At 66.5% G+C, this 24,153-nt stretch carries 21 protein-coding genes; 8 read left to right on the forward strand and 13 right to left on the reverse strand.

Annotation, left to right across the window (positions count from 1 at the left end; genetic code table 11):
- Positions 1-31: 31 nt before the first annotated feature.
- The gene (glmU, locus tag ACWV8V_RS14100) at positions 32-1,396 is read left to right on the forward strand and encodes a bifunctional UDP-N-acetylglucosamine diphosphorylase/glucosamine-1-phosphate N-acetyltransferase GlmU (protein WP_455900020.1); all 1,365 of its coding nucleotides are present in this window, start codon (positions 32-34) and stop codon (positions 1,394-1,396) included.
- 81 nt (positions 1,397-1,477) lie between these two features.
- On the opposite strand, the gene ACWV8V_RS14105 is transcribed toward glmU, so the two are convergent.
- From ACWV8V_RS14105 to ACWV8V_RS14135, 7 genes are all read right to left on the reverse strand, one after another.
- On the reverse strand, positions 1,478-2,821 hold the full coding sequence (locus tag ACWV8V_RS14105; protein ID WP_455900021.1) for a sensor histidine kinase: 1,344 nt from the start codon (positions 2,819-2,821) through the stop codon (positions 1,478-1,480).
- Positions 2,818-4,158, reverse strand: a complete 1,341-nt coding sequence (locus tag ACWV8V_RS14110; RefSeq protein WP_455900022.1) for a sigma-54-dependent transcriptional regulator — start codon at positions 4,156-4,158, stop codon at positions 2,818-2,820. The genes ACWV8V_RS14105 and ACWV8V_RS14110 overlap by 4 nt, the downstream gene beginning before the upstream one ends.
- Positions 4,159-4,237: 79 nt before the next feature.
- Positions 4,238-4,645 carry a PDZ domain-containing protein gene (locus tag ACWV8V_RS14115; RefSeq protein ID WP_259259018.1) on the reverse strand — a complete coding sequence of 136 codons (408 nt, stop codon included), beginning with the start codon at positions 4,643-4,645 and terminating at the stop codon, positions 4,238-4,240.
- Between the two features lies 1 nt (position 4,646).
- Entirely contained in the window at positions 4,647-5,867 is a 1,221-nt protein-coding gene (locus ACWV8V_RS14120) for an ABC transporter permease (protein ID WP_259259020.1), read from the reverse strand.
- A gap of 16 nt (positions 5,868-5,883) precedes the next feature.
- Positions 5,884-7,185, reverse strand: coding sequence for an ABC transporter permease (locus ACWV8V_RS14125; protein ID WP_259259022.1), 1,302 nt, complete (start codon positions 7,183-7,185; stop codon positions 5,884-5,886).
- 8 nt (positions 7,186-7,193) lie between these two features.
- On the reverse strand, positions 7,194-7,919 hold the full coding sequence (locus tag ACWV8V_RS14130) for an ABC transporter ATP-binding protein (protein ID WP_123730117.1): 726 nt from the start codon (positions 7,917-7,919) through the stop codon (positions 7,194-7,196).
- 42 nt (positions 7,920-7,961) lie between these two features.
- The gene (locus tag ACWV8V_RS14135; protein ID WP_123730118.1) at positions 7,962-9,227 is read right to left on the reverse strand and encodes an efflux RND transporter periplasmic adaptor subunit; all 1,266 of its coding nucleotides are present in this window, start codon (positions 9,225-9,227) and stop codon (positions 7,962-7,964) included.
- A gap of 204 nt (positions 9,228-9,431) precedes the next feature.
- Here ACWV8V_RS14135 and glmS point away from each other — a divergent pair, with 204 nt between their 5' ends.
- On the forward strand, positions 9,432-11,273 hold the full coding sequence (gene glmS / locus ACWV8V_RS14140; RefSeq protein WP_259259026.1) for a glutamine--fructose-6-phosphate transaminase (isomerizing): 1,842 nt from the start codon (positions 9,432-9,434) through the stop codon (positions 11,271-11,273).
- A gap of 342 nt (positions 11,274-11,615) precedes the next feature.
- Positions 11,616-12,047, forward strand: a complete 432-nt coding sequence (locus ACWV8V_RS14145; protein ID WP_123730120.1) for a CBS domain-containing protein — start codon at positions 11,616-11,618, stop codon at positions 12,045-12,047.
- Positions 12,048-12,109: 62 nt separating this feature from the next.
- Here the strand turns inward: ACWV8V_RS14145 and ACWV8V_RS14150 are convergent, their stop codons facing one another.
- The 3 genes from ACWV8V_RS14150 to ACWV8V_RS14160 form a co-directional block, all read right to left on the reverse strand.
- Positions 12,110-13,561 (reverse strand): UdgX family uracil-DNA binding protein, encoded by a 1,452-nt coding sequence (locus tag ACWV8V_RS14150; RefSeq protein WP_455900023.1) that lies wholly within the window; start codon positions 13,559-13,561, stop codon positions 12,110-12,112.
- Position 13,562: 1 nt separating this feature from the next.
- Positions 13,563-14,864 (reverse strand): putative DNA modification/repair radical SAM protein, encoded by a 1,302-nt coding sequence (locus tag ACWV8V_RS14155; protein ID WP_259259030.1) that lies wholly within the window; start codon positions 14,862-14,864, stop codon positions 13,563-13,565.
- Positions 14,865-14,938: 74 nt separating this feature from the next.
- Positions 14,939-15,373 carry a VOC family protein gene (locus tag ACWV8V_RS14160; RefSeq protein WP_455900024.1) on the reverse strand — a complete coding sequence of 145 codons (435 nt, stop codon included), beginning with the start codon at positions 15,371-15,373 and terminating at the stop codon, positions 14,939-14,941.
- 156 nt (positions 15,374-15,529) lie between these two features.
- Here ACWV8V_RS14160 and ACWV8V_RS14165 point away from each other — a divergent pair, with 156 nt between their 5' ends.
- A complete protein-coding gene (locus ACWV8V_RS14165) occupies positions 15,530-15,919 on the forward strand; it encodes a hypothetical protein (RefSeq protein WP_455900025.1) in 390 nt (129 codons plus the stop codon).
- Positions 15,920-15,967: 48 nt separating this feature from the next.
- On the opposite strand, the gene gloA is transcribed toward ACWV8V_RS14165, so the two are convergent.
- Positions 15,968-16,495 (reverse strand): lactoylglutathione lyase, encoded by a 528-nt coding sequence (gloA, locus tag ACWV8V_RS14170; RefSeq protein ID WP_259259034.1) that lies wholly within the window; start codon positions 16,493-16,495, stop codon positions 15,968-15,970.
- Positions 16,496-16,604: 109 nt separating this feature from the next.
- On the opposite strand from gloA, the gene ACWV8V_RS14175 reads away from it, so the two are divergent.
- A complete protein-coding gene (locus ACWV8V_RS14175; protein ID WP_455900026.1) occupies positions 16,605-17,717 on the forward strand; it encodes a PLP-dependent cysteine synthase family protein in 1,113 nt (370 codons plus the stop codon).
- Positions 17,718-17,835: 118 nt separating this feature from the next.
- Positions 17,836-19,869, forward strand: coding sequence for a M3 family metallopeptidase (locus ACWV8V_RS14180; RefSeq protein WP_455900027.1), 2,034 nt, complete (start codon positions 17,836-17,838; stop codon positions 19,867-19,869).
- Positions 19,870-19,908: 39 nt separating this feature from the next.
- Here the strand turns inward: ACWV8V_RS14180 and ACWV8V_RS14185 are convergent, their stop codons facing one another.
- Together ACWV8V_RS14185 and ACWV8V_RS14190 are read right to left on the reverse strand one after the other, a co-directional pair.
- A complete protein-coding gene (locus tag ACWV8V_RS14185; RefSeq protein WP_455900028.1) occupies positions 19,909-20,709 on the reverse strand; it encodes an SDR family oxidoreductase in 801 nt (266 codons plus the stop codon).
- A complete protein-coding gene (locus tag ACWV8V_RS14190; protein ID WP_259259040.1) occupies positions 20,700-21,278 on the reverse strand; it encodes a DUF1415 domain-containing protein in 579 nt (192 codons plus the stop codon). Before ACWV8V_RS14190 ends, ACWV8V_RS14185 begins: the two co-directional genes overlap by 10 nt.
- A 211-nt stretch (positions 21,279-21,489) precedes the next feature.
- On the opposite strand from ACWV8V_RS14190, the gene ACWV8V_RS14195 reads away from it, so the two are divergent.
- Positions 21,490-22,953, forward strand: a complete 1,464-nt coding sequence (locus ACWV8V_RS14195) for a benzaldehyde dehydrogenase (RefSeq protein ID WP_455900029.1) — start codon at positions 21,490-21,492, stop codon at positions 22,951-22,953.
- A gap of 14 nt (positions 22,954-22,967) precedes the next feature.
- Complete coding sequence (locus tag ACWV8V_RS14200) at positions 22,968-24,095, forward strand: NAD(P)-dependent alcohol dehydrogenase (protein ID WP_455900030.1); 1,128 nt, start codon at positions 22,968-22,970, stop codon at positions 24,093-24,095.
- The last annotated feature ends 58 nt before the right edge of the window (positions 24,096-24,153 follow it).

Below are 24,153 nucleotides of genomic sequence, written 5' to 3' on the forward strand. Positions count from 1 at the left end.
CCCTCAACGATTCCCGGAACCCGATCTGCCCATGACCCAGCCCCTGCACGTGATCATCCTGGCCGCCGGTGCCGGCAAGCGCATGAAGTCGGCCCTGCCCAAGGTGCTGCAGCCCATTGCCGGCCGCCCGATGCTCGCCCACGTCATCGAGACCGCGCGCCAGTTGCAGCCCGAGGCGATCCACGTGGTGTACGGCCATGGTGGCGAAGCGGTGCGGCAGGCGTTCGCTGACCAGCCTGACCTGCGCTGGGCCGAGCAGAGCCAGCAGCTGGGCACGGGCCATGCGGTGCTGCAGGCCATGCCGGAGGTGCCGGATGCGGCGACCGTGCTGGTGCTGTACGGCGACGTGCCGCTGATCCGCGGGGAAACGCTGCGCCACCTGCTGTCGCAGCCGGGCCGCTTGGCCGTGCTGGTGGCCGAGGTCGCCGATCCGACCGGCTATGGCCGCATCGTGCGCAATGCCGAGGGCAAGGTCGGCGCGATCGTCGAGCAGAAAGACGCCACCGATGAACAGCGCAGCATCCGCACCATCAATACCGGCATCATCACCGCCGAATCCACGGCATTGCGCCGTTGGTTGTCCCAGCTCTCCAATGCGAACGCGCAGGGCGAGTATTACCTGACCGACATCTTTGCGGCGGCGGCGGGCGATTACACCCCGGCCGAGATGGCCTTCGTGCAGGATCCGCAGGACGCCGAAGGCGCCAACGATCCGTGGCAGCTGGCGCAGCTCGAACGCGCCTGGCAGCTGCGTGAAGTGCGTGCGCTGTGCGCGCAGGGCGCACGGGTGCTCGATCCATCACGACTGGATATCCGCGGCACGGTCACCGTCGGCAGCGACGTGCAGATCGACGTCAACGTGATCCTGGAAGGGCGCGTGGTGCTGGGCGACGGTGTCAGCATCGGGGCATTCACCCGGCTCAAGGACGTCACCCTGGCGGCGGGCACCGTGGTCAAGCCGCACTGCGATCTGGACGGTGTGATCAGCGAAGGCGCGGCCGAGATTGGTCCGTTCGCCCGCCTGCGCCCCGGCACCGTGCTGGCAGAAGGTTCGCATGTCGGCAACTTCGTGGAGACCAAGAAGGTCGTGCTGGGTGCGGGCAGCAAGGCCAACCACCTTACCTATCTGGGCGATGCGGTGATCGGCCGCAAGGTCAACATCGGCGCCGGCACCATCACCTGCAACTACGACGGCGTGAACAAGTCACAGACCACCATCGGCGACCGCGCCTTCATCGGCTCCAACAGTTCGCTGGTGGCGCCGGTCGTCATCGGTGAAGGCGCTACCGTGGCGGCTGGTTCGGTGATTACCCGCAGCGCAGCGGCGGACAAACTGACCGTCGCACGTGCCCGCCAGGAAACCATCGATGGCTGGAAGCGCCCCACGAAGAAGTAGTGCCGGCCGCCGGCCGGCAACCAGGCAATCCCGGGTTCACGACGGTGCCGGCCAGCGGCCGGTACGACTGTGTGCGCTGCCTCAACCCGCGGGCAGGAAGATCGCCACGCACAGGCCGCCTTCGCGGCGGTTCTGCAGCGAGATCCGGCCACCATGGGCTTCCACGATCTCCCGGGTCAGCGCCAGGCCCAATCCGGTCCCGTTGCGCTTGGTGGAATAGAACGGCATCAGCGCATTCTGCAGCACGGCCTCATTCATGCCCTTGCCGCGATCGAGCACCTCCAACCGCAACCACTGCGGCAGGCGGGTCAGGCGCACCTCCACGTCATCGGTGGGCGGTTCGGCGTCGGCACACGCCTCGTGTGCGTTCTTGAGCAGGTTCAGCAGTGCCTGGCCCAGCTGGGCGATGTCCACCCGGCTGTGCAGGTCGTCTGGAATCTCCGCCATCCGGAACGGAATCTGGTGCTGCAGCCCGGTGAGGAACATAGTCCACTGCACGGTCTGCAGCTGCGGCTGCGGCAGTTTGGCGAACCGCGCATAGCCGCGGATGAAGCCTTCCAGGTGGCGTGCGCGGTCTTCGATGGTGGCAAAGACCTCCTCCAGGCGTTCGACCTTGCCACGCCGGACCAGCTCGCCGCCGGAGTGCGCCAGCGACGCGATCGGGGCCAGCGAGTTGTTGAGCTCGTGGCTGATCACCCGGATCACCTTCTTCCAGGTCTGTACTTCCTGGCGGCGCAGTTCCGCGGTGAGCAGGCGGATCAACAACAAGTCATGCGGGCGACCATTGAGGTGGAAGTTGCGCCGTGACAGGTGGTAGACCTGTTCGTCGTCCTCATCGCCGTCTTCTTCGCGCACCGCGAACAGGCTGTCGCCACCGCGGGCGATGGCATCGCGTAGTTCGACCGGCATGGTCTCCATGACATCGTGCATGCGCTGGCCTTCCAGCTTCCAGCCGTTGTGCAGCAGCTTGCGCGCGGCCAGGTTGGAAAACACCACCCGCTGCACACCATCGCCACCGTGGGCCAGCAGCAGCATCGACACGGGCGTGTTCTGCACCATGGTATCGAGCAGCAGTTCGCGCTGGACCAGCTCCTGACGCTGCGCACGCAGCACATCACCCAACTCGCGATGGGCCTGGACCAGATCGCCCAGCTCGTCGTTGGAGGGCCAATAGATGCCGAAGTTGTACTCGCCATCGCGGTAGCTGCTGGTCGTGCCGGACAGGGCGCGCAGCAGTGAGCGGATCGGTGCGGTGGCACGGCGCAGGCTCCACCACATCAGCGACAACAGCACGATCACCGAGATCACGGTGACGCCCCAGCCGTGGTCCAGCCAGAATGCGAGGTACCACGGGACTGCCGCCGCCAGTGCCAGCACCGGCAGCAGGCGCAGGAACAACCGGAAGGTGAACGAACGCCGCTTCATTCGCGCGGGATGCCGTAACGGTCCATGCGCCGGTACAGCGCCTGGCGGCTGAGCCCGAGTTCGGCGGCGGTCTGCGCGATGATGCCGTGGTTGTGGGCCAGCGCGTTCTCGATCCGGCTGCGGTCCGGATCCACTGCCGGGCTGGCGGAACGTGGGGCGGCGCTGCGCGGCAGGTTGAGATCACCCACCTCGATGCGCGGGCCGTTGGACAGCAGTTCGGCGCGTTGCAGCACATTGCGCAGTTCGCGCACATTGCCCGGCCACGGATGGCGCTGCAGCGCGGTGGCCGCGGCCGTGGACAGCGGCTTGCCACTGTCCAGGAAGCGCTCGGCCAGCGGCAGGATGTCGCCGGGGCGCTCGGCCAGCGGTGGCAACGCCAGCTCGACGGTATTGAGGCGGTAGTACAGATCCTCGCGGAACTGGCCGTCGCGGATCATGCCCGGCAGGTCTGCATTGGTAGCGCTGATGACGCGTACTTTGACCTGCCGCTCGCGGTTGGAACCCAAGCGTTCGAAACGACCGGTTTCGAGCACACGCAGCAGTTTCATCTGTCCGCTGGGGGAGAGATTGCCGATCTCGTCCAGGAACAGCGTGCCGCCATCGGCGGCCTCGAACTTGCCTTCGCGCGCCTTGTTGGCGCCGGTGTAGGCACCGGCTTCGGCACCGAACAGCTCGGCTTCGATCAGCTCGGAGGGAATCGCACCGCAGTTGAGCGCAACGAACGGGCCCTTGGCGACCAGCGAATTGGCCTGGATGATCTCGGCGATCTTCTCCTTGCCCGCGCCATTCGGGCCGGTGATCAGCACCGGCAGCGCCGAGCGTGCGACCTGGCAGGCCAGGCTCACCACGCGCTCACTGGCCGCATCGGCGACAACGGCGCCGCGCAGATCGTAGCGGGCTTCCAGCGCCGAACGGTTGCGTTGCTCACGGTCGCGGCGGCGATCAAGTTCCCGGCGGGTTTCAGACAGTTCCAGCAGGTTGTTGACCGTGATCAGCAGCTTACGGTCGTCCCATGGCTTGGCCAGGTAATCGGCGGCGCCGGCCTTGACCAGATCGACCGCGCTGCTCAGATGGGTCCAGGCGGTCAACAGGATCACCGGCAGGTCCGGGTGACGTGCACGGATCTGCAGGAACAGTGCTTCGCCTTCTTCGCCGGAGGTCGTGTCTTCGGTGAAATTCATGTCCTGGATCACCAGGTCTACCGGCTGCTGTTCCAGCAGGGCCAGGCCCTGCTCGGGCGAGAGCGCGTGCAGGGTGTCGATGTCGTGCAGCGAGAACAGCACGTTCAGTGCGGTGCCGACGCTGGCGTTGTCGTCAATGATCAGGATCGAGGGCATGCGGCAGCGTAGGACCGGAAGTGGGATCAAGAGTACCGGAGCGCCGGGCCAAGAGGCAGATGGCCCGGCGTGGCTGCCCTCAGCCGCCGGCGCGGGGGGCCTGCGGAATGGCCGGGGTTTCCACCGCCAGCGCTTCGCTCCAGGCGGCGCTGTCGACGTAGACGGTCTTCTGGTTGCCCTTGCGCAGCACCGTGACGGGCACACGGGAGCCCTTGTTGCCGCCGAGGGTGTGGGTCAGGTCGGCGATCCTGCGCACCTGCTGGTCGCCCACGCGGATGATCCGGTCACCGCTGCGCAGGCCAAAGTAGGTGCTCGGCTCGGTGGTGGTGACCCGCACGATGCCATCCTGCGCATCGACCACCAGGTGGTGGCCGGCATCACGCCATTCCAGGCGTGAGGTGTCGGTCTGGGCGGCCGCCAGCGCGGGGGCACCGGCCAGCAGGAGGGACAACAGCAGGGTCGTGATCTTGGTCTGGGTCTGGCGCATTTCAGGCACTCCGGGTGGCAACAGCGGGTGGAACGGCGGCGGCGCGACGCGCCGGGCCGAAGACAGCGACCTGGCCCAGCAGCCACAACAGCACCGCGCCGATCGGCAGGTAACTGATGGGCATGCGCGGCAGCTCGTAGTTGTTCATCAGCCACAGATTGATCGTGTAGGCCATCAACATGCCCAGCACGATGCCGACCGTGGCCAACAGGAAGTTCTCGGTCTGGAAGTACCGCAGGATCTGGCTGCGCGTCGCGCCCAGCGCCCGGCGGATGCCGATCTGCTTGGTGCGCTGCTGCACCCAGAAACTGGCCAGGCCGACGATGCCCAGCGCGGTCACTACCAGCAGGGCGACACACACGGTGATCAGCAGGCCGACCATGGCCCGGTCATTGGCGAACGTTTTGTGGCGGACCTGCTCGTAGGTGAGCTTGGCGCCCACCATGCGGCTGGAATCCACCCGCTCCAGTGCAGCCACTGCCGCTTTGAGGACCTCATCGCGGCGGGCGGGATCGGTGACACGGATCAGGTAGAACCCCATGTCATAGCTCATCCGGATCGGCAGCAGCATCGAGTGATGCGTGTCGCCCTCGACGTTGCCCGGGCGCGCGAGCGCTTCGACCACGCCGGTCACGCGCAATGGCATGCGGCCGCTGTAGACCGTCTTGCCCAGTGCATCGCCCCCCGGGTACAGCTTTTCGGCGGCCGAACGGGTCAGGATGACGGAACTGCCCTTGGAATCGGCTGTCTCGTCGGCGACCACCTCGCTGTACTCACGGTACTCGCCGGGCTGGAAATCACTGCCGGCCACCAATTTCAGGCCCAGCGTATCCAACGTGCCCTCGCGGGCGAAGTACTGCGATGCACTCAGGGTCGGGCGCTCCTGGTCGGGCACCCGGGACAGGCTGGAGTTCCACGAGTTGCGGCGGAACGGCAGCTGGTTGATGGTCACCGCGCTCTTGACGCCGGGCACGCTGCGCAGTGCGGCCAGGTCCTCACGGGTGCGCGCTTCCACGTTCACCTGCTTGCCGACACCGCGCAGGCGGATTTCCATCAGCTCTGTTTCGGCGATGCCGCTGGGCTGGTTGATCTTCTCGATGCGCTGGCCGATCAGGAACAGCGCATTGCAGACGATCGCGCAGGTCAGTGCGATCTCCAGCACGATCAGCGCTGCGGCGGTCTTGTGCCGGCGCAGGGTGGAAAGAATGGGACGGATATCCATGATGTGCTCCGGATCCTTACTGCGATTTGAGTTGGATGGCGGGCGTGACCTGCATCGCGCGCAATGCCGGCAGGAAGCCGGCCAGCAGGCTGGCGACCAGGGTGAGCGCGAAGGTCATCAGCAGCATCTGCCCATCCAGCGTGGCCAGCTTGGCGTAGTCCACCGGTTGCTGACGCACTGCGTACAGGCCGAGCAGGGCCAGCAGCAGGCCGAGCAGGCCACCGGCCAGGCCCACCGTGCCGGCTTCCACCAGCGATTGCAGGAAGATCTGCCCACGGCTGGCACCGAGCGCGCGCCGCACGCCGATCTCACCGCTGCGGCGCAGGAACTTGGCCAGCAGCAGGCCGACGGTGTTGATCAGGCACACCAGCAGGAAGCCCATCGCCAGCCACAGCTGCAGGCGCACATCGCCCGGCACGACCTGCTTGTGGTCCAGCCAGTCCATGACGCTGCGCAGGCGCACATTCGGTGCGCGCTCGAAGCGGCCTGCGGACTTCTGCTGGGCCGAGTAGTTCTCCAGGTAGGCGCGGTAGTCGGCGGCATCGGCCGGCGAGGCCAGTTCCACCCAGTACTGCATCCAGGTGCACGGTGCATTGACCGCCGTTTCATCGCCACCGGAGTTGTCCCAGCAGTTCATGTTCCCGTTGCGGCCCAGCTTGAGCTCCAGCGCTGTGGAGAGAGGTAAGTAGATGTCCTCGCTGCCACCGTATCTGCCGGTCTCCAGATCATAGAAGTGTGGGTTCGGATTCCACTCGTCCAGCACGCCCACCACCGTGAAGGTGTGGCCGTCCATGCGCAGCGGTTTGCCGACGCTGTTGGCGCCATCGAACAGCTTCTGGTTGAGCGCCTGCGAAATGACCACCACGCGGCCGCGCCCGTCGTCGTCGGCCACCGGCCAGGCACGACCGTACTGGAACGGCGTATCGAACATCGGGAAGAAATCGGTGGACGTGTAGCGTGCATCGGTATCGAACGGACGCAGCGAGGCCTTGTCCGGCTCGATGGTCACGCCACCACCGGTCATCAGGGCCTGGTGTTTGGCATGCTTCTCACGCAGCAGTGCCTCGCCATCGAAGCGGGTCAGCTGCTCCTCCGGTTCCTCGCCAGGCTGGTAGCCCAGCATCGGGCGCGGATCGACCTGCACGGCGAACAGGCGATCGCTCTTCTGCGGGATCGGATCACCGGACAACACATGGAACACGGTCAGCGTGGTCATCGAGGCGCCGATGCCCAGCGCGATGGCGACCACCATCAGCGCGGTCAGCACCTTGTTGCGCCGGAAGCTGCGCAGGGCCAGTCGGAAGTAGTAGGCGAGCATGGCGGGCCTCAGTCGTTGGCGATGGCGGCGGCGACGGACGGGCGCGGCGTGGCGAGTACCGGATCGCGCAGCAGGTCGGTGACCTGGCCATCGACGATGTGCACATTGCGCTTGGCGCGCGCGGCCAGCTCCGGGTCATGGGTGACCATCACGATGGTGGTGCCCTTGGCGTTGATCTCTTCCAGCAGCTCCATCACGCCACGCGCCATCTGGCTGTCCAGGTTGCCGGTCGGTTCATCGGCCAGCAGCAGGCGGGGGCTGCCCGCCAGCGCACGCGCGATCGCGGCGCGCTGCTGCTGACCGCCCGACAGTTCGGCCGGGTAGTGCTTCATGCGCGAGCCCAGGCCCACCTGGGCCAGCGCATGTTCGATGCGCTGCTTGCGCTCTGCCGCCGGCATGCCGCGGTAGCGCAGCGGCACATCGACGTTGTCGAACAGGTTCAGATCGGAGATCAGATTGAAGCCCTGGAAGATGAAGCCGATCTTCTGGTTGCGCAGCCGGCTGCGCGCGTCATCGCCGAGCTGGCTGACGTCCTGGCCATCGAGCAGGTAGGTGCCGCTGGTGAAGGTCTCCAGCAGGCCGGCGATGTTGAGGAAGGTGGTCTTGCCCGAACCGGACGGACCGGTCACGGCGACGAATTCCCCTTCGCGCACGTGCAGATCCAGCGACCGCAGGGCATGGGTTTCCACCTGTTCGGTGCGGAAGACTTTGGCGACCGAGCGCATTTCAAGCATGGCTGTGTTCCTTTGAATGTCGGGAAGATCGAAAGGGGTGAATCAGTTGATGGACACGCGCTCGGCATCGCCGAACAGATCGCTGCCGGACACCACGACACGATCGCCGGGTTGCAGGCCAGAGAGAATTTCAACTTCACCCAGGCTGCTCACACCGAGCTTGACCGGGCGGCGGACGGCACTGCTGCCGTCCATGACGTAGGCGTAGCCGTTGCCCTGCTCAACGAACGGGCCACGTTCGATCTTCAGTGCGTTACGGCGGGTATCAAGCAGCACACGCGCCTGCATCCGCTGGCTCTGGCGCAGGCCCTGCGGTTGCTTGTCGGAGAAGCGGATGCGGGCGTTGACCTCGCCGGCGACCACTTCCGGGGACACGGCGGAGATCTCACCGGCGAACTGGCCGCTGCCGCCGGTGAGCTGGGCGGGCATGCCGATCGACAGCTCGCGGGCGAAGCTCTCCGGCACCTTGATCTCGATCTCGAAGCGGGACAGATCGACCACGCCCAGGATCGGCGCATTGGCGACCACGTTGGTGTGCTGGGTGGCCTGCACCTGGCCAACCTGGCCATCGAACGGGGCGCGCAGGGTGAGCGCGTCGACCTGACGCTCGACCTCGGTGACCACCGCGCGCTGGCGATCAGCCAGCAGGCGTTTGTTGCGCGCGTCCAGATCGGCGCCCTGAGCCTTGAGCATCGCATCCTTGCGGGCGTGTTCCAGCTGGATGTCGCTCTTCTTGACCGTGTCTTCGGCCTTGGCGACGTCGACCTGCGGCACCGCGCCGCCATCGAAACCGCGCTTGTAACGCTCCAGATCGCGCACTGCGGCCTGGCGTTCGATCACGGCCTGGTCGGTGTCTTTCTGGGCAGTGGCGCGGGCGAGGGTGGCATCCAGGGTGGCGCGGCTGGCCTCGGCCTGCAGGCCGGCCAGCGTGGCCTGTTCCTGGGCCAGTTTGCTGCGCAGTTCCGGGCTGTCGATCACGGCCAGCTCCTGGCCCTGCTTGACCACGTCACCGGCGACCACCTTCAGGGTCACGGTGCCGGCGGAGATGGCGTAGAGAACCGGGTTGTTGGCGGCGATCACGCGGCCGTCAGCAGCGATATCGCGGACCATGTCACCCCGGGTGACCTCTGCGACGCGGACACGGGCGCTGTCAAAGGAGCGGCTGGCGCCGAGCCACGCGCGGGCGGCGAAGCCGATCGCCAGCAGCACGACCAGGGCGGCGACCGCCGGCCACAGCCAGCGCTTCCACGGGGCGGGCGCGGCGTGCGAGGAAAGGGTCTGGTCCTGGGCGGAAGTGTCGCGGATCATCGGGCTCGTTCGCGGTTGGGTTGTGAAATACCAAAGCAGACTTCGTGCCAACTTTTCACCCTTTGAAAACAAGGGCTTGCGAATCATGCGGTGTGTCCGGGTGTCCGCGGACACCGGACCGGACACTTTCGTTAAGCGGACAGCGCCCAAGCCGTCCGGGTCGCCACGCTAGAATGCGAGGCTAACCAGCAGGGATCTGAATCTATGTGCGGCATTGTGGGAGCGATCGCGCATCGCGACGTGGTACCGGTACTCATCGAAGGATTGAAGCGACTCGAATACCGGGGCTACGATTCCTCAGGCATTGCCGTGATCGACGCCTCCGCGGCCGAGCCCGATGTCCGTCGCGTGCGCCGTACCGGCCGTGTTGCCGAGATGGAGAAGGCCGCTGCGAGCGAAGGCTTCCAGTCGCTGCTCGGGATCGGCCACACGCGGTGGGCCACCCACGGTGGCGTGACCGAAGCCAACGCCCACCCGCACATCAGCCACGGCGTGGCGCTGGTGCACAACGGCATCATCGAAAACCATGAAGAGCAGCGCGAGAAGCTGCGCGCGCTGGGCTACACCTTCGAATCGCAGACCGACACCGAAGTGATCGCGCACCTGATGCACCATCACCTCAAGGAAGGCGACAGCCTGCTCTCGGCGCTGCAGCGCACGGTCAAGGAGTTGACCGGTGCGTACGCGCTGGCGGTGATGAGCCGTGCCGAGCCGGACCACTTCGTCTGCGCGCGCATGGGCTGCCCACTCCTGGTCGGCCTGGGCGAGGGCGAGAACTTCGTCGCCTCCGATGTCTCGGCGATCATCCAGGCCACCCGCACGGTGATCTTCCTGGAAGAGGGCGATACTGCCGACATCCGCCGCGACGGCGTGCAGGTGTACGACGAGCACAACCAGCCGATCGTGCGGGAGGTGCACCTGTCCGATGTCTCGCTCGCGTCGCTGGAGCTGGGCCCGTACCGCCACTTCATGCAGAAGGAAATCCACGAGCAGCCGCGCGCGCTCGGCGACACCATCGAAGCGGCGATCGACGCCGGTGGCTTCCCGGCCACGCTGTTCGGCAAGAACGCCGAGGCGGTGCTGTCGGGCATCGAAGGCGTGCAGATTCTCGCGTGCGGCACCAGCTACTACGCCGGCCTGACCGCGCGTTACTGGATCGAATCCATCGCCGGCCTGCCGTGCAGCGTGGAGATCGCCAGCGAGTACCGTTACCGCGCCGCCTACGCAAACCCGAAGCACCTGATCGTCACCCTCTCCCAGTCCGGCGAAACGCTGGATACGATGGAAGCGCTCAAGTACGCCAAGTCGCTCGGCCATCTGCATACGCTGTCGATCTGCAACGTGCCCGAGAGCGCGATTCCGCGCGCCAGCGAACTGGTCTGCTACACCCGCGCCGGTGCCGAGATCGGTGTCGCCTCGACCAAGGCCTTCACCACCCAGCTGGCCGCGCTGTTCCAGCTCACCGTGGTGCTGGGCAAACTGCACGGCCGCATCGATGCCGCGCAGGAAGCGGACTACCTGGAGCAGCTGCGCTTCCTGCCGGGCAGCGTGCAGCACGCGCTGAACATGGAGCCGCAGATCGCCGCCTGGGCCGAGCGCTTCGCGCGCAAGAGCAGTGCACTGTTCCTGGGGCGTGGCCTGCATTACCCGATCGCGCTGGAAGGCGCGCTCAAGCTCAAGGAGATCACCTATATCCACGCCGAGGCGTACCCGGCCGGTGAGCTCAAGCACGGCCCGCTGGCGCTGGTGGATGAGGACATGCCGGTGGTGGTGATCGCCCCCAACGACAGCCTGCTGGAGAAGGTCAAATCCAACATGCAGGAAGTGCGCGCCCGTGGCGGTGAGCTGTTCGTGTTCGCCGACCAGGACAGCAACTTCGTGGAGTCCGACGGCGTGCACGTGATCCGCACGCCGCGCCATGTGGGCGTGCTGAGCGCGGTCGTGCACACCATCCCGGTGCAGCTGCTGGCGTACCACACCGCACTGGCCCGCGGGACAGATGTGGACAAGCCGCGCAACCTGGCCAAGAGCGTGACGGTGGAGTGATGTGTCCGCCGCCGAGGCGCTGACACGTATCTAGGGTGGCCCTGCGGGGCCACCCTTTTTTGTGCGATCACCCCGTTGTAGAGCCACCCCATGGGGTGGCTCTACACGGCCGTCGGCACCGGAACTTTAGTCTCAGTCTGCTGAGGCATTCAGCGACGGTTTTAGTCACGGTGCCATTCTCAGGGTCGTGCACCGCGTTCCACGACGAACCGTCCCAGATTTGCAAACTCCTGGCCCCGGGTGCGGTCGTAGAATCGAGTGACCGAGGCAGGTGCATCGCCACCGACCTCGCTGCAATCAGGCGCATCTCTCGACTTCAGTACCCTGCACCAGGAAACAAGAATGAACGTCCGCGAACTCCTGCAATCCAAGAAAGAAACGATCGTCACCATTGATGTGGAAGACACCATCGGTGCAGCGGCCCACAAAATGAGCGCGCACAAGATCGCTGCCCTTGTGGTCATGAAAGACGATGCCCCGGTGCGTATCATTTCCGAGAAAGACATCGTGCGCACGCTGGCCGACGACGGCCCGCAGGCCGGGCGCCGGGTGATTTCCACGCTCCCGTCGGCAGGGTTGGAAGGCATCGGGCCGGACGCGACGCTCAAGCAGGCGATGGCGCTGATGACCTACTCGCGTCACCGCCATCTGATGGTGACCGAAGATGCCAAGCTGGTCGGCATCCTGAGCCTGGGCGATATCGTGAAGAATCTGCTCAGCGAGCTGGAGCTGGAAAAAGCGGTGCTGCAGGACATCTACATGGCGGCGCACTGACACTGCCCGTGTCCTGCTGACGGGTAACGCCGGCCGCCGGCCGGCAACCCCACGCTGGAGAATCAACGCCGGCCTTCAAGGCCGGTCAGCTGCTGAAGGTCCGACAGCAGCAGCCGATAGGCTGCCTGCTGTGGCTCACCTGCCGGCTGCCGCAACACCCACGACGGATGCACCGTCGCGAATGCGCGGGTGCCGTCCTCCAGTGAGTGCCAGCGTCCGTGGTTCGCCATCAGGTTGAACCCGGCGCCGAACACCGCGCTGGCTGCACTCGCCCCCAGGCAGACGATCACCTGCGGTCGCACGTTCTCGATTTCGCCCATCAGCCACGGCCGGCAGGCGTTGATGTGGGTGATCTGCGGCTTGCTGTGAATGCGACGCTTACCGCGCCGTTCAAAGCGGAAGTGTTTGACCGCGTTGGTCAGATAGAGCGCGCGGCGATCAATGCCAAGCTCGCGCAGGGCGCGATCCAGCAGCTGTCCTGCGGGACCGACGAACGGGTGCCCGCTGAGGTCCTCGCTGTCGCCGGGCTGCTCGCCCACCAGCATGATCCGTGCGTCCTGTGGGCCTTCGCCGAACACGGTCTGCGTGGCCGGCTCCCAGAGTGGGCAGCGTCGGCACGCGGCGGCCGCATCGCGCAGGGCATCGAGTGTGGCAGGTGGGGCATCCGCTACCGGCGTGGGTGAGGCGATGGCCTCGGGGATACGCCGTCGCGGGGCCTGTGCCTCACGGTCGTGCATCTCCTGCACCCGGTCACCGGCATCGCGGACCAGCTGCGGCAGCAACGACGCCTCGGGCAGGTGTTTCCAGTATCTGGCCGGCATCTCCTGCTGCATCATCCGCGTGTTGAGCCGTGCCGGATTGAAGATGTTGGCGTAGTAGGTGCGCCACAGTTCTTCGCGCGCATCCTCAACGGGCGCATCGCTCTGGTGGCCACCCGGACCGAACGACAGCGCCTGCCCATCCCAGTGCACGCTGCGGTACGGTGTCAGGATCGCCCAGCGCATGCCGGCGAAGCGACGCGCGAAAAATGGCGCCACGCGATCCACGATAGGGTGATCCGGTTCGAACCAGGCAATGAAGGCATCCTGCTCGCCGGGCACTTCGCGGAAGCGGACGAACGCTTTCATTTTATGCGTGTCGCGGCGGACTGCCTGGCTCAGGGCCATGGCGCGCAGCACGTCGGGATCGGCGGGGTTGGACAGCAGGCTGCGTTCGCCATGCGTGATGCGCCAGAGCATGCGGTAGAGCAGCGACATCCGTTGCGGATCGCGATGGCACAGGCAGATGGCAGCCAGCTCGACAAACGCTTTGGAGACATACCTCTGCGGCTCGTCGCGTGCTGCGCTGCCGTTGTCCAGCGCGGTCAGCGACGGCGCATCGAGCAATGACGCCCCCTGATCCTGCAGCCAGTCCAGCTGATCCGGTGGCACCGCGTGGCGCAAGGCCAGGCGCGCGGCCGCGCGCCATGCATCCAACGACCACGCCGGTTCGACACGCACACTCCAGCGTGACATGTCAGTGGGCAGCAGCGTCGGGGAACAATGCGCCCTGTCGCGGCGGTGGCGCCAGCCGCGCCCGCAGCGCCGCCGGGTCATCCAGTGCACGCCGCGGATGATGGTCGGCCAACTGCACGAACGGCAGCAGCTTGCTCATCGGTGCACGCAGGCGGGCCACATCGGCCACGCGCAGGCGTCCATGTCGCCGCGCCATCAGCACCCGCTTGACGTTGCGCACGCCAAGCCCGGGTACGCGCAGCAGCAGCTCCTTGGGCGCGATATTGAGATCGACCGGGAAGCGCTCGGGGTGGCGGATCGCCCAGGCCATCTTAGGGTCGATGTCCAGGTCCAGCATGCCGCCCTGGGTGGTATCGGTGATTTCCTCCACACCGTACCCGTAGAAGCGCAGCAGCCAGTCGGCCTGGTAGAGGCGATGCTCGCGTGCCAGCGGTGGCGCCTGCAGGGGCAGGGCCTTGCTGGCATCGGGAATAGGGCTGAAGGCGGAGTAGTAGACGCGGCGCATCCGATAATTACCGTACAGATTATCGGCCGCGCTGAGGATCTGATTGTCGCTGGCACCGTCCGCACCGACGATCATCTGGGTGCTCTGCCCGGCAGGGGCGAAGCGGGGCGCCCGCGCGCGCCGCCCGCGCGGGGCCGGTGACGGTGCAGCGACCGCATTGCCGCCTGGAGGATCGGACTTGCGCGCCTCTTTGGCTTCCTCGATCTGCCAGCGCAGCTCACCCATGGCGCCCCGGATCGACGGCAGTGACTTCTCCGGTGCGAAACTGGCCAGCCCGGCTTCGGTGGGCAGCTCGATGTTGATCGACAACCGATCGGCATGGCGTCCGGCGGCGGCGAGCAGCTCCGGTGATGCTTCGGGAATGGTCTTGAGGTGGATGTACCCGGCGAACCGGTGTTCCTCGCGCAGCACCCGCGCCACTTCCACCATCCGCTCCATGGTGTAGTCGGCGTTGCGGATGATCCCACTGGAGAGGAACAGGCCTTCGATGTAGTTGCGCTTGTAGAAATCCATCGTCAGCGCGACCACTTCGTCCACGCTGAAGCGGGCCCGCTGCACGTTGCTCGACACGCGGTTGACGCAGTACGCGCAGTCGTAGATGCAGAAGTTGGTCAGCAGGATTTTCAGCAGCGACACACACCGGCCGTCCGGCGTGTAGCTGTGGCAGATGCCCATGCCCTCGGTGCTGCCGATGCCACCGGACGCGCGCGAATCACGCTTGCCCGCGCCGCTGGAGGCGCAGGACGCATCGTACTTCGCGGCATCGGCAAGGATGGCCAGTTTGCGGATCGTCTCCATGGAGCGACCGTACCGGGGCGCGGTCTCATCCATTGAGACGGGCCAGCCCGCGCCTGAAGAATTCAGATTTCAGCTCAGCCGTCGAAGCTCACCTTCACTGATTCCGCGCTGTACGTCGCCGGCCCATGGAACACCACCTCGATGTTGTTGCCATCCGGATCCAGCGCGAATGCCGCGTAGTAACCGGGATGGTAAGGGCGTTCGCCCGGCGCACCATTGTCCTTGCCGCCGTTGGCCAATGCAGCCTGGTGGAAGGCGTCCACGGTCGCGCGGTCGCGGGCCTGGAAGGCGAGATGATGGCGGCCGGTGAGTTGGCCCAGCGCGGCGTCACTGTCCGCCGTGGAAATGAACAGCTCATCGGCCCAGAAATAGGTGTCGCCTTCACCGGCAATCGGGATGCCGATCGTGTCCAACACGGCCTGGTAGAAGCGGCGGCTGGCGGCGAGATTCTTGACCACCAGCTGCAGGTGATCGATCAGGCGGCCGCGGTGCAGTTCCATCGTTTCCATACCGACTCCGTTGGGTGGGTGGACGGTCCGCAGGTATACCACTGGACGCGGTTGGACACAGTGTCGCCGTCTCGACCTTGCTGACCACGCGCGGGGACCTGTCGGCCGCGGCCCTTTCGCCAGCCCACGCGCTGACCTACGCTGCGCGCTGACGTCATGAACGCGCAGACGGAGGAGGGAACGATGCTGTGGATGGTGATGATGGCCCAGGCGGTCGCAGGCGACGCCGGCTATGAACAGGTACGCGCACTGGCGCAGCGTGATGAAGCCAGCTTGGCACCGGCGGCGTACACGGAAATGCTGGACAGCATGAGCCGGGTGGGCGGCGCGAGTTTCACGCGCTGCATGCCGACCCCCGCGCCGGAGACGCTGGCACCGTTCACCGTGGTGCTGCAGCTGGATGCGCAGGGCAAGGTGGTGCGGACGTGGCGCGAAGGCGATGAAGCGGTCGCACGCTGTGTCGATGCGGGGTTTGCCGGGAAAACCCTGTTCGTACCACCGAAGGCGCCGTTCCATGCGGCCTTCGAGTTCCAGGTCCAGCCATGACGCCCACGACGCGCCGGTACCTGCCGGCGCATCGCGGAGCGGCCGGGATCAGGCGATCGGGGTGTTGGAGATGATCTCCACCCAGTAGCCGTCCGGGTCCTTGATGAAGGCCAGGTGCTTCATGCGGCCATCTTCCAGGCGCTTCTGGTAGGGCACCTGCAACGCGTCGAAGCGCTTGCAGGCGGCCTGGATGTCCGGCACGGACACGCAGATATGGCCGAAGCCGCGCGGGTCGCTGTTGCCGTCGTGATACACCGCGCCGGCCTGGGTTTCGGTGCCGTGGTTGTGGGTCAGCTCCAGCACGCCCGGAATCCCGGCCATCCAGACGCGGCGGGCGTCGTCGCCCTCGGGGATCTGCGTGCCGGCCGGCAGCAGGGCCAGGAAGTACAGGCTGAAGTCGGCGTCGGGGAAGTGGCGCAGATCGATCAGGCGGAAGCCGAGCACGCCGGTGTAGAACGCCAGCGAGGCGGCAGCATCCTTCACGCGGAGCATGGTGTGGTTGAACACGAAACCGGTGGTTTCGGCCGGCGGCTGGGCGGCGACACCCGGCTGGGTCTGGAAAGCGGCAAGGGACATGGGGATCCTGGGGGCAGGGCCGCATCGGCGCGGCGGATACGTCATGTTACCGGTCCCGGCCGGGCGGGGTGGCGGGTAGAATGGTGTGTCTCCCTGACCAGCGTTCATCATGTCTCAGCGTGAATGGGTGGCGTCCGCCATCCGCAAGATCGAAGCCGATTTCAACCGTTCGGCCGATACCCACCTGATCCCGATGGACCTGCCGGGGTTCGATGGCATCGACCTGTATTTCAAGGACGAATCCAGCCATCCCACCGGCAGCCTGAAGCATCGCCTGGCCCGGTCGCTGTTCCTGTACGCGCTGACCAACGGCTGGCTGCGTGAAGGGCGCCCGGTGATCGAAGCGTCCAGCGGCTCCACGGCCGTATCCGAGGCGTATTTCGCACGGCTGCTGGGCCTGCCGTTCATCGCCGTGATGCCGGCCACCACGTCCCCCGAGAAAATCGCGGCGATCGAGTTCCACGGCGGCCGCTGCCATCTGGTGGAGCGCGCCTGCGACCTCAACTGCGATTCCGAAGCGTTGGCCCGCGAAACCGGTGGGCACTTCATGGACCAGTTCACCTACGCCGAGCGCGCCACCGACTGGCGCGCGAACAACAACATCGCCGAATCGATCTTCAAGCAGATGGCCGAGGAGCCGCACCCGGTGCCCGAGTGGATCGTGTGCAGCCCGGGCACCGGCGGCACCGCGGCCACGCTGGGTCGCTACGTGAGCTACCGCCGGCATGACACGCGCATCCTGTGTGCGGACCCGGAAGTGTCGGTGTTCTACGACGGCTACTGCGCCGCGCTGGCCGGGCAGCCCTGGCGCGAGTTGACCTGCAGTGGCGGCTCGCGCGTGGAAGGCATCGGCCGGCCGCGGGTGGAATCCAGCTTCATTCCGACCAGCGTCGATGCGATGGTCAAGGTGCCCGATGCGCTGAGCCTGGCCGCGATGCGCCATGTCAGCCGCCAGCTGGGCCGTCGCGTCGGCGGTTCCACCGGCACCAATTTCATCGGCGTGCTGCAGGCCGCGCACCTGATGCGCGATGCCGGACGCAGCGGCTCGATCGTCACCATCCTGTGCGACAGCGGCGAGCGCTACGCGCACAGCTACTACAACCCCGAGTGGTACCCGAAGCAGGGCATCGACGTGGAGGGCGCCGATGCCCAGCTCGCCGCGGCGGTGGCGGGGCAGGGCCTGCCGGTGCTGCCCTGCGTTTCGCTGGAAGCGTTGTACTGAGCGGGACACCGGGCGTGGCGTGAACCTGGCCCATCGGTGCACGCCGGGGCCTTGTGCGGGGCAGGGGGCAATGCCATATCGTGGGGTGATGCCGCTGCAGCGGCCCCGTTGTCTGGAGATGCCTGTGACCCCCACCAACCCCCTGCTCGATTTTTCCGGCCTGCCGCGTTTCGATGCGATCCAGCCTCAGCACATCGCCCCGGCGATCGACGCCCTGCTGGCCGAGGCCGAGGCGGCGGTAACGACCGCCGAGACCGTCACCCCGGTGACCTGGGCGACCTTCGCCGATCCGCTGGACGATGCCACTGAGCGCCTGTGGCGTGCGTGGGGGCAGGTGGGCCACCTGCAGGCTGTGGTGAATACCCCGGCGCTGCGCGAGGCCTACAACGCCAACCTGCCCAAGGTGACGCGCTTCGGCAGCGCACTGGGCCAGAACCTGGCGCTCTACCAGCAGTACCGCGCCCTGGCCGCTGCGCCGGAAGCGGCGCAGTACGATCCGGCACGCCGCAAGGTGCTGGAGAACGCCCTGCGTGATTTCCGCCTGGGCGGTGCTGAACTCGATGACGCCGGCAAGGCGCGCTACAGCGCGATCCGCGAGGAACTGTCCGCGCTCTCGGCGACGTTCTCGCAGAATGTGCTCGATGCGACCGATGCCTGGTCGCTGCACGTGGAAGACCGCGCCGAACTGGCTGGCCTGCCGGACGATGTGATCGCCGCTGCCCGCGCTGCCGCAGAGAAGGATGGCCTGCCCGGCTGGAAGCTGACCCTGCAGATGCCGTGCTATATCCCGGTGCAGACGTACGCCGAAGATCGCCCGTTGCGTGAGGCGCTGTACCGCGCCAACGCGGTCCGCGCCTCCGAATTCGGCGATGCCGCGCTGGACAACAGCGGCAACATCGATCGCGTGCTGGCGCTGCGTGCGGAGCTGGCCGCGCTGCTGGGCTTTGCCAACTACGCCGAGTATTCGATCGCCACCAAGATGGCCGAAGATGCACCGCAGGTGCTGGGTTTCCTGCGCGATCTGGCGGCGCGTGCCAAACCGTATGCACAGCGCGACCGTGCCGAGCTGGAGGCCTTCGCGCGCGACGAACTGGGTCTGGCCGCGCTGGAGGCATGGGATCTGGCCTTCGCGGCGGAGAAGCTGAAGCAGGCGCGCTACAGCTATTCCGAGCAGGACGTGAAGCAGTACTTCACCGAGCCGAAGGTGTTGGACGGCCTGTTCAGTGTGATCCGCAGCCTCTACGGGCTGGAGGTGCAGCCGGACAGCGCGCCGGTGTGGCATCCGGATGTGCGCTTCTTCCGGGTGGTCGATGCGCAGGGCGCGCTGGTGGGTCAGTTCTATCTCGACCTGTACGCGCGCGAAGGCAAGCGCGGTGGCGCGTGGATGGACGATTGCCGCAACCGCCGCGAGACCGCTGCCGGTGTGCAGACGCCGCTGGTGTACCTGGTCTGCAACTTCGGCAAGGGGGCCGCGGGGCAACCGGCGACCTTCAGCCACAGCGATGTGACCACCCTGTTCCATGAAATGGGGCATGGCCTGCATCAGTTGCTGACCCGCATCGGCGAGCTCGGCGTGGCCGGGATCAACGGTGTGGAGTGGGACGCGGTGGAACTGCCGAGCCAGTTCATGGAGAACTTCTGTTGGGAATGGGACCGTGTGCAGGCCATGACCGCGCACGTGAGCACCGGCGAGCCGCTGCCGCGCGCGCTGTTTGACCGCATGCTGGCCGCACGCAATTTCCAGAGCGGCATGTTCACCGTGCGCCAGCTCGAGTTCGCCCTGTTCGACATGCAGCTGCACAGTGATTTCGACCCGACCCAGGACAGCGTGCAGGCCCTGCTGGAGCGCGTGCGCGATGAGGTGGCGGTCAACCGGCCGCCGGCCTGGAATCGCTTCCCCAATCAGTTCAGTCACATTTTTGCCGGTGGCTATGCGGCGGGCTACTACAGCTACAAGTGGGCCGAAGTGCTCAGCGCCGATGCCTATGCCGCGTTCGAGGAAGCCCCGGACAAGGTGACCGAGACCGGTCAGCGGTTCCGCGATGAAGTGCTCTCGCGGGGCGGCAGCCGGAGTGCGGCAGAGAACTTCGCTGCGTTCCGTGGGCGCGCGCCGACCGTGGACGCGCTGCTGCGCCACAACGGGATGGTGTGACCCGACACTACCCCGCAGCGTGATCGGACTGGACGTGGCTCATTCGGCGTAGATCATCTTGCGGGTCATGCCGCCGTCGACGATGTGGTCCTGGCCGGTGATGAACCCGGCCAGGTCCGAGAGCAGGAACACCGCCAGCGCACCGATGTCCGGCGGCTGGCCAACCCGGCCGACCGGATGCTGCGCCTGATCGCGGCGCGAGAGCTTGGGCGTGCGCCGGCGTGAGGGTGCCTGCCAGGCATCGGTGGTGATCCAGCCGGGGCTGATGCTGTTGACCCGCACCGCCGACCCTTCGCTCAACGCGAGTGCATGGGTGAAGGCGACCAGCCCGCCCTTGGCTGCGGCATAGGCTTCACTGTCCGGTTCGGACTGCCATGCACGCGTCGAGGCGATGTTGACGATGGCCCCGGCGTGCTCGCGCAATGCGGGCAGGGCGTGTTGGCTGCACAGGAAGGCGCCATGCAGGCTGGAAAGGCGGCGTTGCCACTCAGCCAGCGGCATCTCCGCCAACGGCGTGCCATGGGCACTGGCGATGCCGGCATTGTTGACCAGGCCATCCATGCGGCCAAAGCGCTTCAGCGTCGCCTTCATCAGCGCCTGCACACTGCGCTCGCTGGCCACGTCCGCGCGCTGGAACGCCGCGCGCTCCGGTAGCGCCCATTCGGTCAAACAGGCCTTGCCGGCATCGGCATCCAGGTCGGCGATCATCACGCTTCCGCCAGCGCCCAGCACCGACTGCGCGATGCCGCGGCCCACCCCCTGCGCACCGCCGGTGATGACCACCACGCGATCGCGCAGCGGCTGTGCCGGCCAGTCGAGAATGGCCGGGGTCAGTGGCACGGCGGCATGTCGTTGCGGCCCAGCAGGCGCGTCCAGCCTTCGATGCCGAGCTTGTCCAGCGTGTCGATGTTGCGCTCCACGATCACGTCCGGATCCGGGAACGCGGCGACCGCACGCTCGACGCTGTCTTCGCGCAGCAGGTGCAGGGTCGGGTAGGGCGCGCGGTTGGTGTAGTTGCTCACGTCATCCGGCGCCGCGCCGGCGAACTGATACTGCGGATGGAAGCTGGCCACCTGCAGGATGCCCTGCAGATCCAGTGCTTCGATCGCCGCATCGGCGTTGTCGAGGAAATCGTTGTAATCCAGGAAATCGGTCAGCACGTCCGGATGCACGATCAACGTGGTGTCGATCTGTTCGGCCGGCGTATCGCGCAGCAGGATCAGCTCTTCGGCCAGTTCCTCCACCAGCGCTTCCGGGGTGGTCGCATCGCTGAGCACGAAGCGCACCTGGTCCTTCACGTACACCGCTTTGGCGAACGGGCACAGGTTCAGGCCGATGACGATCTGCTCCAGCCATTTCCGGGTCTCGGCGATGGGATCGTGGGTGGCAGTGAGGGACGCATCGTTCATGGCGGGCGGTGTCGCTGGCTGGGGCTGTTGATTGTACGGCGCGGCGGTGAAGCGGGCGGGTGATCGGCTCCACTGTCCATTAACTGGACACCCGTCATCCTGATAAATCCTTATCCGGCAATCACTTGCAGTGATCGAGCCAACGGCCAATAGGCAGTGGCCCGCCGCAGGTATCCAATGGCCGGGTACACGACGCAAGGAGTTTTCCGTGATGGCAATACATGCATTCCTGCCGACGGCCACGTGGTCCGGCAAGCTGTTCGAGGGTCAGTGGAGCCCGGGTGCAGGCACCCAGGACGTGGTCGAACCCGCCACCGGCGAGCGGCTCGGTGAGATCGCGATGGCCGACCCCGCGCAGATCGCACGCGCGGCCGCCACTGCCGCCAACGCACAGCGCGACTGGGCCAGTGCCCCGTATGACACCCGCGCGCAGGTCCTGCGCCGTGCCGCGCAGCTGGCCGAAGAGCACAACGACGAGATCGTGCAGTGGCTGGTCCGCGAAAGTGGCTCCACCCAGCTCAAGGCCGGCTTCGAGGCCAAGGTGAACACCAAAGCGCTGCATGAAGCGGCGGCACTGCCCTCGCGCAGCATCGGCGAAGTGCTGCCGTCCGAACCGGGCCGTCTGAATCTGGCGCGCCGCCGCCCGCTCGGCGTGGTCGGTGTGATTGCGCCGTTCAATTTCCCGCTGTATCTGGCCATGCGTGCGGTGGCCCCGGCACTGGCGCTGGGCAATGCGGTGGTGCTCAAGCCCGATCCGCGTACCGCCGTGTGCGGTGGGTTCGTGATCGCACGCCTGTTCGAACTGGCTGGTCTGCCTGCTGGCCTGCTCCATGTGTTGCCGGGCGATGGTGCGGCCGGTGCGGCGCTGACCAGTGACCCGAACATCGCGATGATCCAGTTCACCGGGTCCACCGGTGCCGGGCGCAAGGTGGGTGAAGCGGCGGGCAGACACCTGAAGAAAGTGTCGCTGGAACTGGGCGGCAAGAACTCGCTGATCGTGCTCGACGATGCGGACATGGATCTGGCCATCGCCAACACGGCGTGGGGCGTCTACCTGCACCAGGGCCAGATCTGCATGGCCACCGGACGCGTGCTGGTCCAGCGCAGCATCCATGCGCGCTTCCTGGAAAAGCTGGTGGCCAAAGCCAAATCGCTCAAGGTCGGCAATCCGGCCGACGGCGCGGTGGCGATCGGGCCGTTGATCAATGCCCAGCAGCGCGACCACGCCGCGCGCATCGTCGCCGAGGCGCAGGCCGCCGGTGCCACCCTGGCCACCGGTGGTGGCTACAAGGATCTGTACTTCGAGCCGACCGTGCTCAGCGATGTGAGCCGCGACAACCCGGCCTTCCACGAAGAAATCTTCGCGCCGGTCGCGGTCGTGGTGCCGTTCGATACCGATGACGAGGCGGTGGAGCTGGCCAACGACAGCGAGTACGGCCTGTCGATGGCGATCGTGTCCAGCAACGTGGGCCGCGCGCTGAAGCTGGGCGAACGGCTGCGCACCGGCCTGCTGCATATCAACGACCAGACCGTGAACGATGAGGTGATCAATCCCTTCGGTGGCGTCGGCGCCTCCGGCAACGGCACCAGCATCGGTGGCCCGTCCAACATCGACGAGTTCACGCAGTGGCAGTGGATGACCGTCAAGGGCGAAGCGCCCGCGTACCCGATCTGATCCAGGAGATTCTCATGACCGCAACAGCAGAACTGCGCGACATCACCGTGGCCGTGGTGCGCGAAAAAGAACAGCCCTTCACGATCGAGAAGGCGCGCATCCGTGGCCCGCAGGACGATGAAGTGCTGGTTCGCGTGGTCGCCACCGGCCTGTGCCATACCGATCTGATCGTGCGTGACCAGTACTACCCCGTGCCGCTGCCGGCGGTGCTCGGCCATGAAGGCGCGGGCATCGTCGAAGCACTCGGCCCGGGCGTGAAGGACCTCAAGGTTGGCGACCATGTCGTGCTGACCTACGGCGCCTGCGGCCACTGCAACCCCTGCAGCGGCGGCCACGGTGCCTACTGCAAGGATTTCTTCGGCCTGAACTTCGGTGGCGGTGCGCTGGACGGCTCCACCGCGATCCAGGATCCGGACGGCCACCCGCTGCACGATCACTTCTTCGCGCAGTCCTCCTTCGCCACCTACGCACTGAGCCGCGAAAACAACGCGATCAGGGTGCCCGATGATGCGCCGATCGAGCTGCTTGGCCCGCTTGGCTGCGGCATCCAGACCGGTGCCGGTGCGGTGATCAACTCGCTCAAGGTGACCGCCGGCAGCAGCTTCGCCAGCTTCGGTGCCGGCGCGGTCGGGCTGAGCGCGGTAATGGCCGCACGCGTGGCCGGTGCGACGACCATCATCGCCATCGATGTGGTGCCTTCGCGCCTGGCGCTGGCCAAGGAGCTGGGCGCCACGCACGTGATCAACAGCCGCGAGGTCGATGTGGTTGAAGCAGTGCGCGCGATCACCGGCGGCGGCGCGAACTTCGCCCTGGAATCCACCGGTCGTCCGGAGGTGCTCGCGCAGGGCATCGAGGCACTCGGCGGGTTGGGGGTGATTGGCGTGGTCGGCGCGCCGAAGCTGGGCACCAAGGCCGAGTTCGACGTCAACAACCTGCTGCTCGGCGGACGCAGCATCCGTGGCATCGTCGAAGGCGACAGCGTGCCCAAGGTGTTCATTCCGCAGCTGGTGCAGCTGTATCAGCAGGGCCGCTTCCCGTTCGACAAGCTGGTCAAGTTCTACCCACTGGACCAGATCAACCAGGCCGCCGAGGACAGCACCCGCGGTGTCACCCTCAAGCCCATCCTGACCATCGGCGGGTGAAACGGTCCGTCGCAGGCATGCATGCCTGCGACGACGTACCAGTCAGCTTTGCGGGAGT

It is taken from the genome of Stenotrophomonas sp. Ker107b (assembly GCF_053847245.1).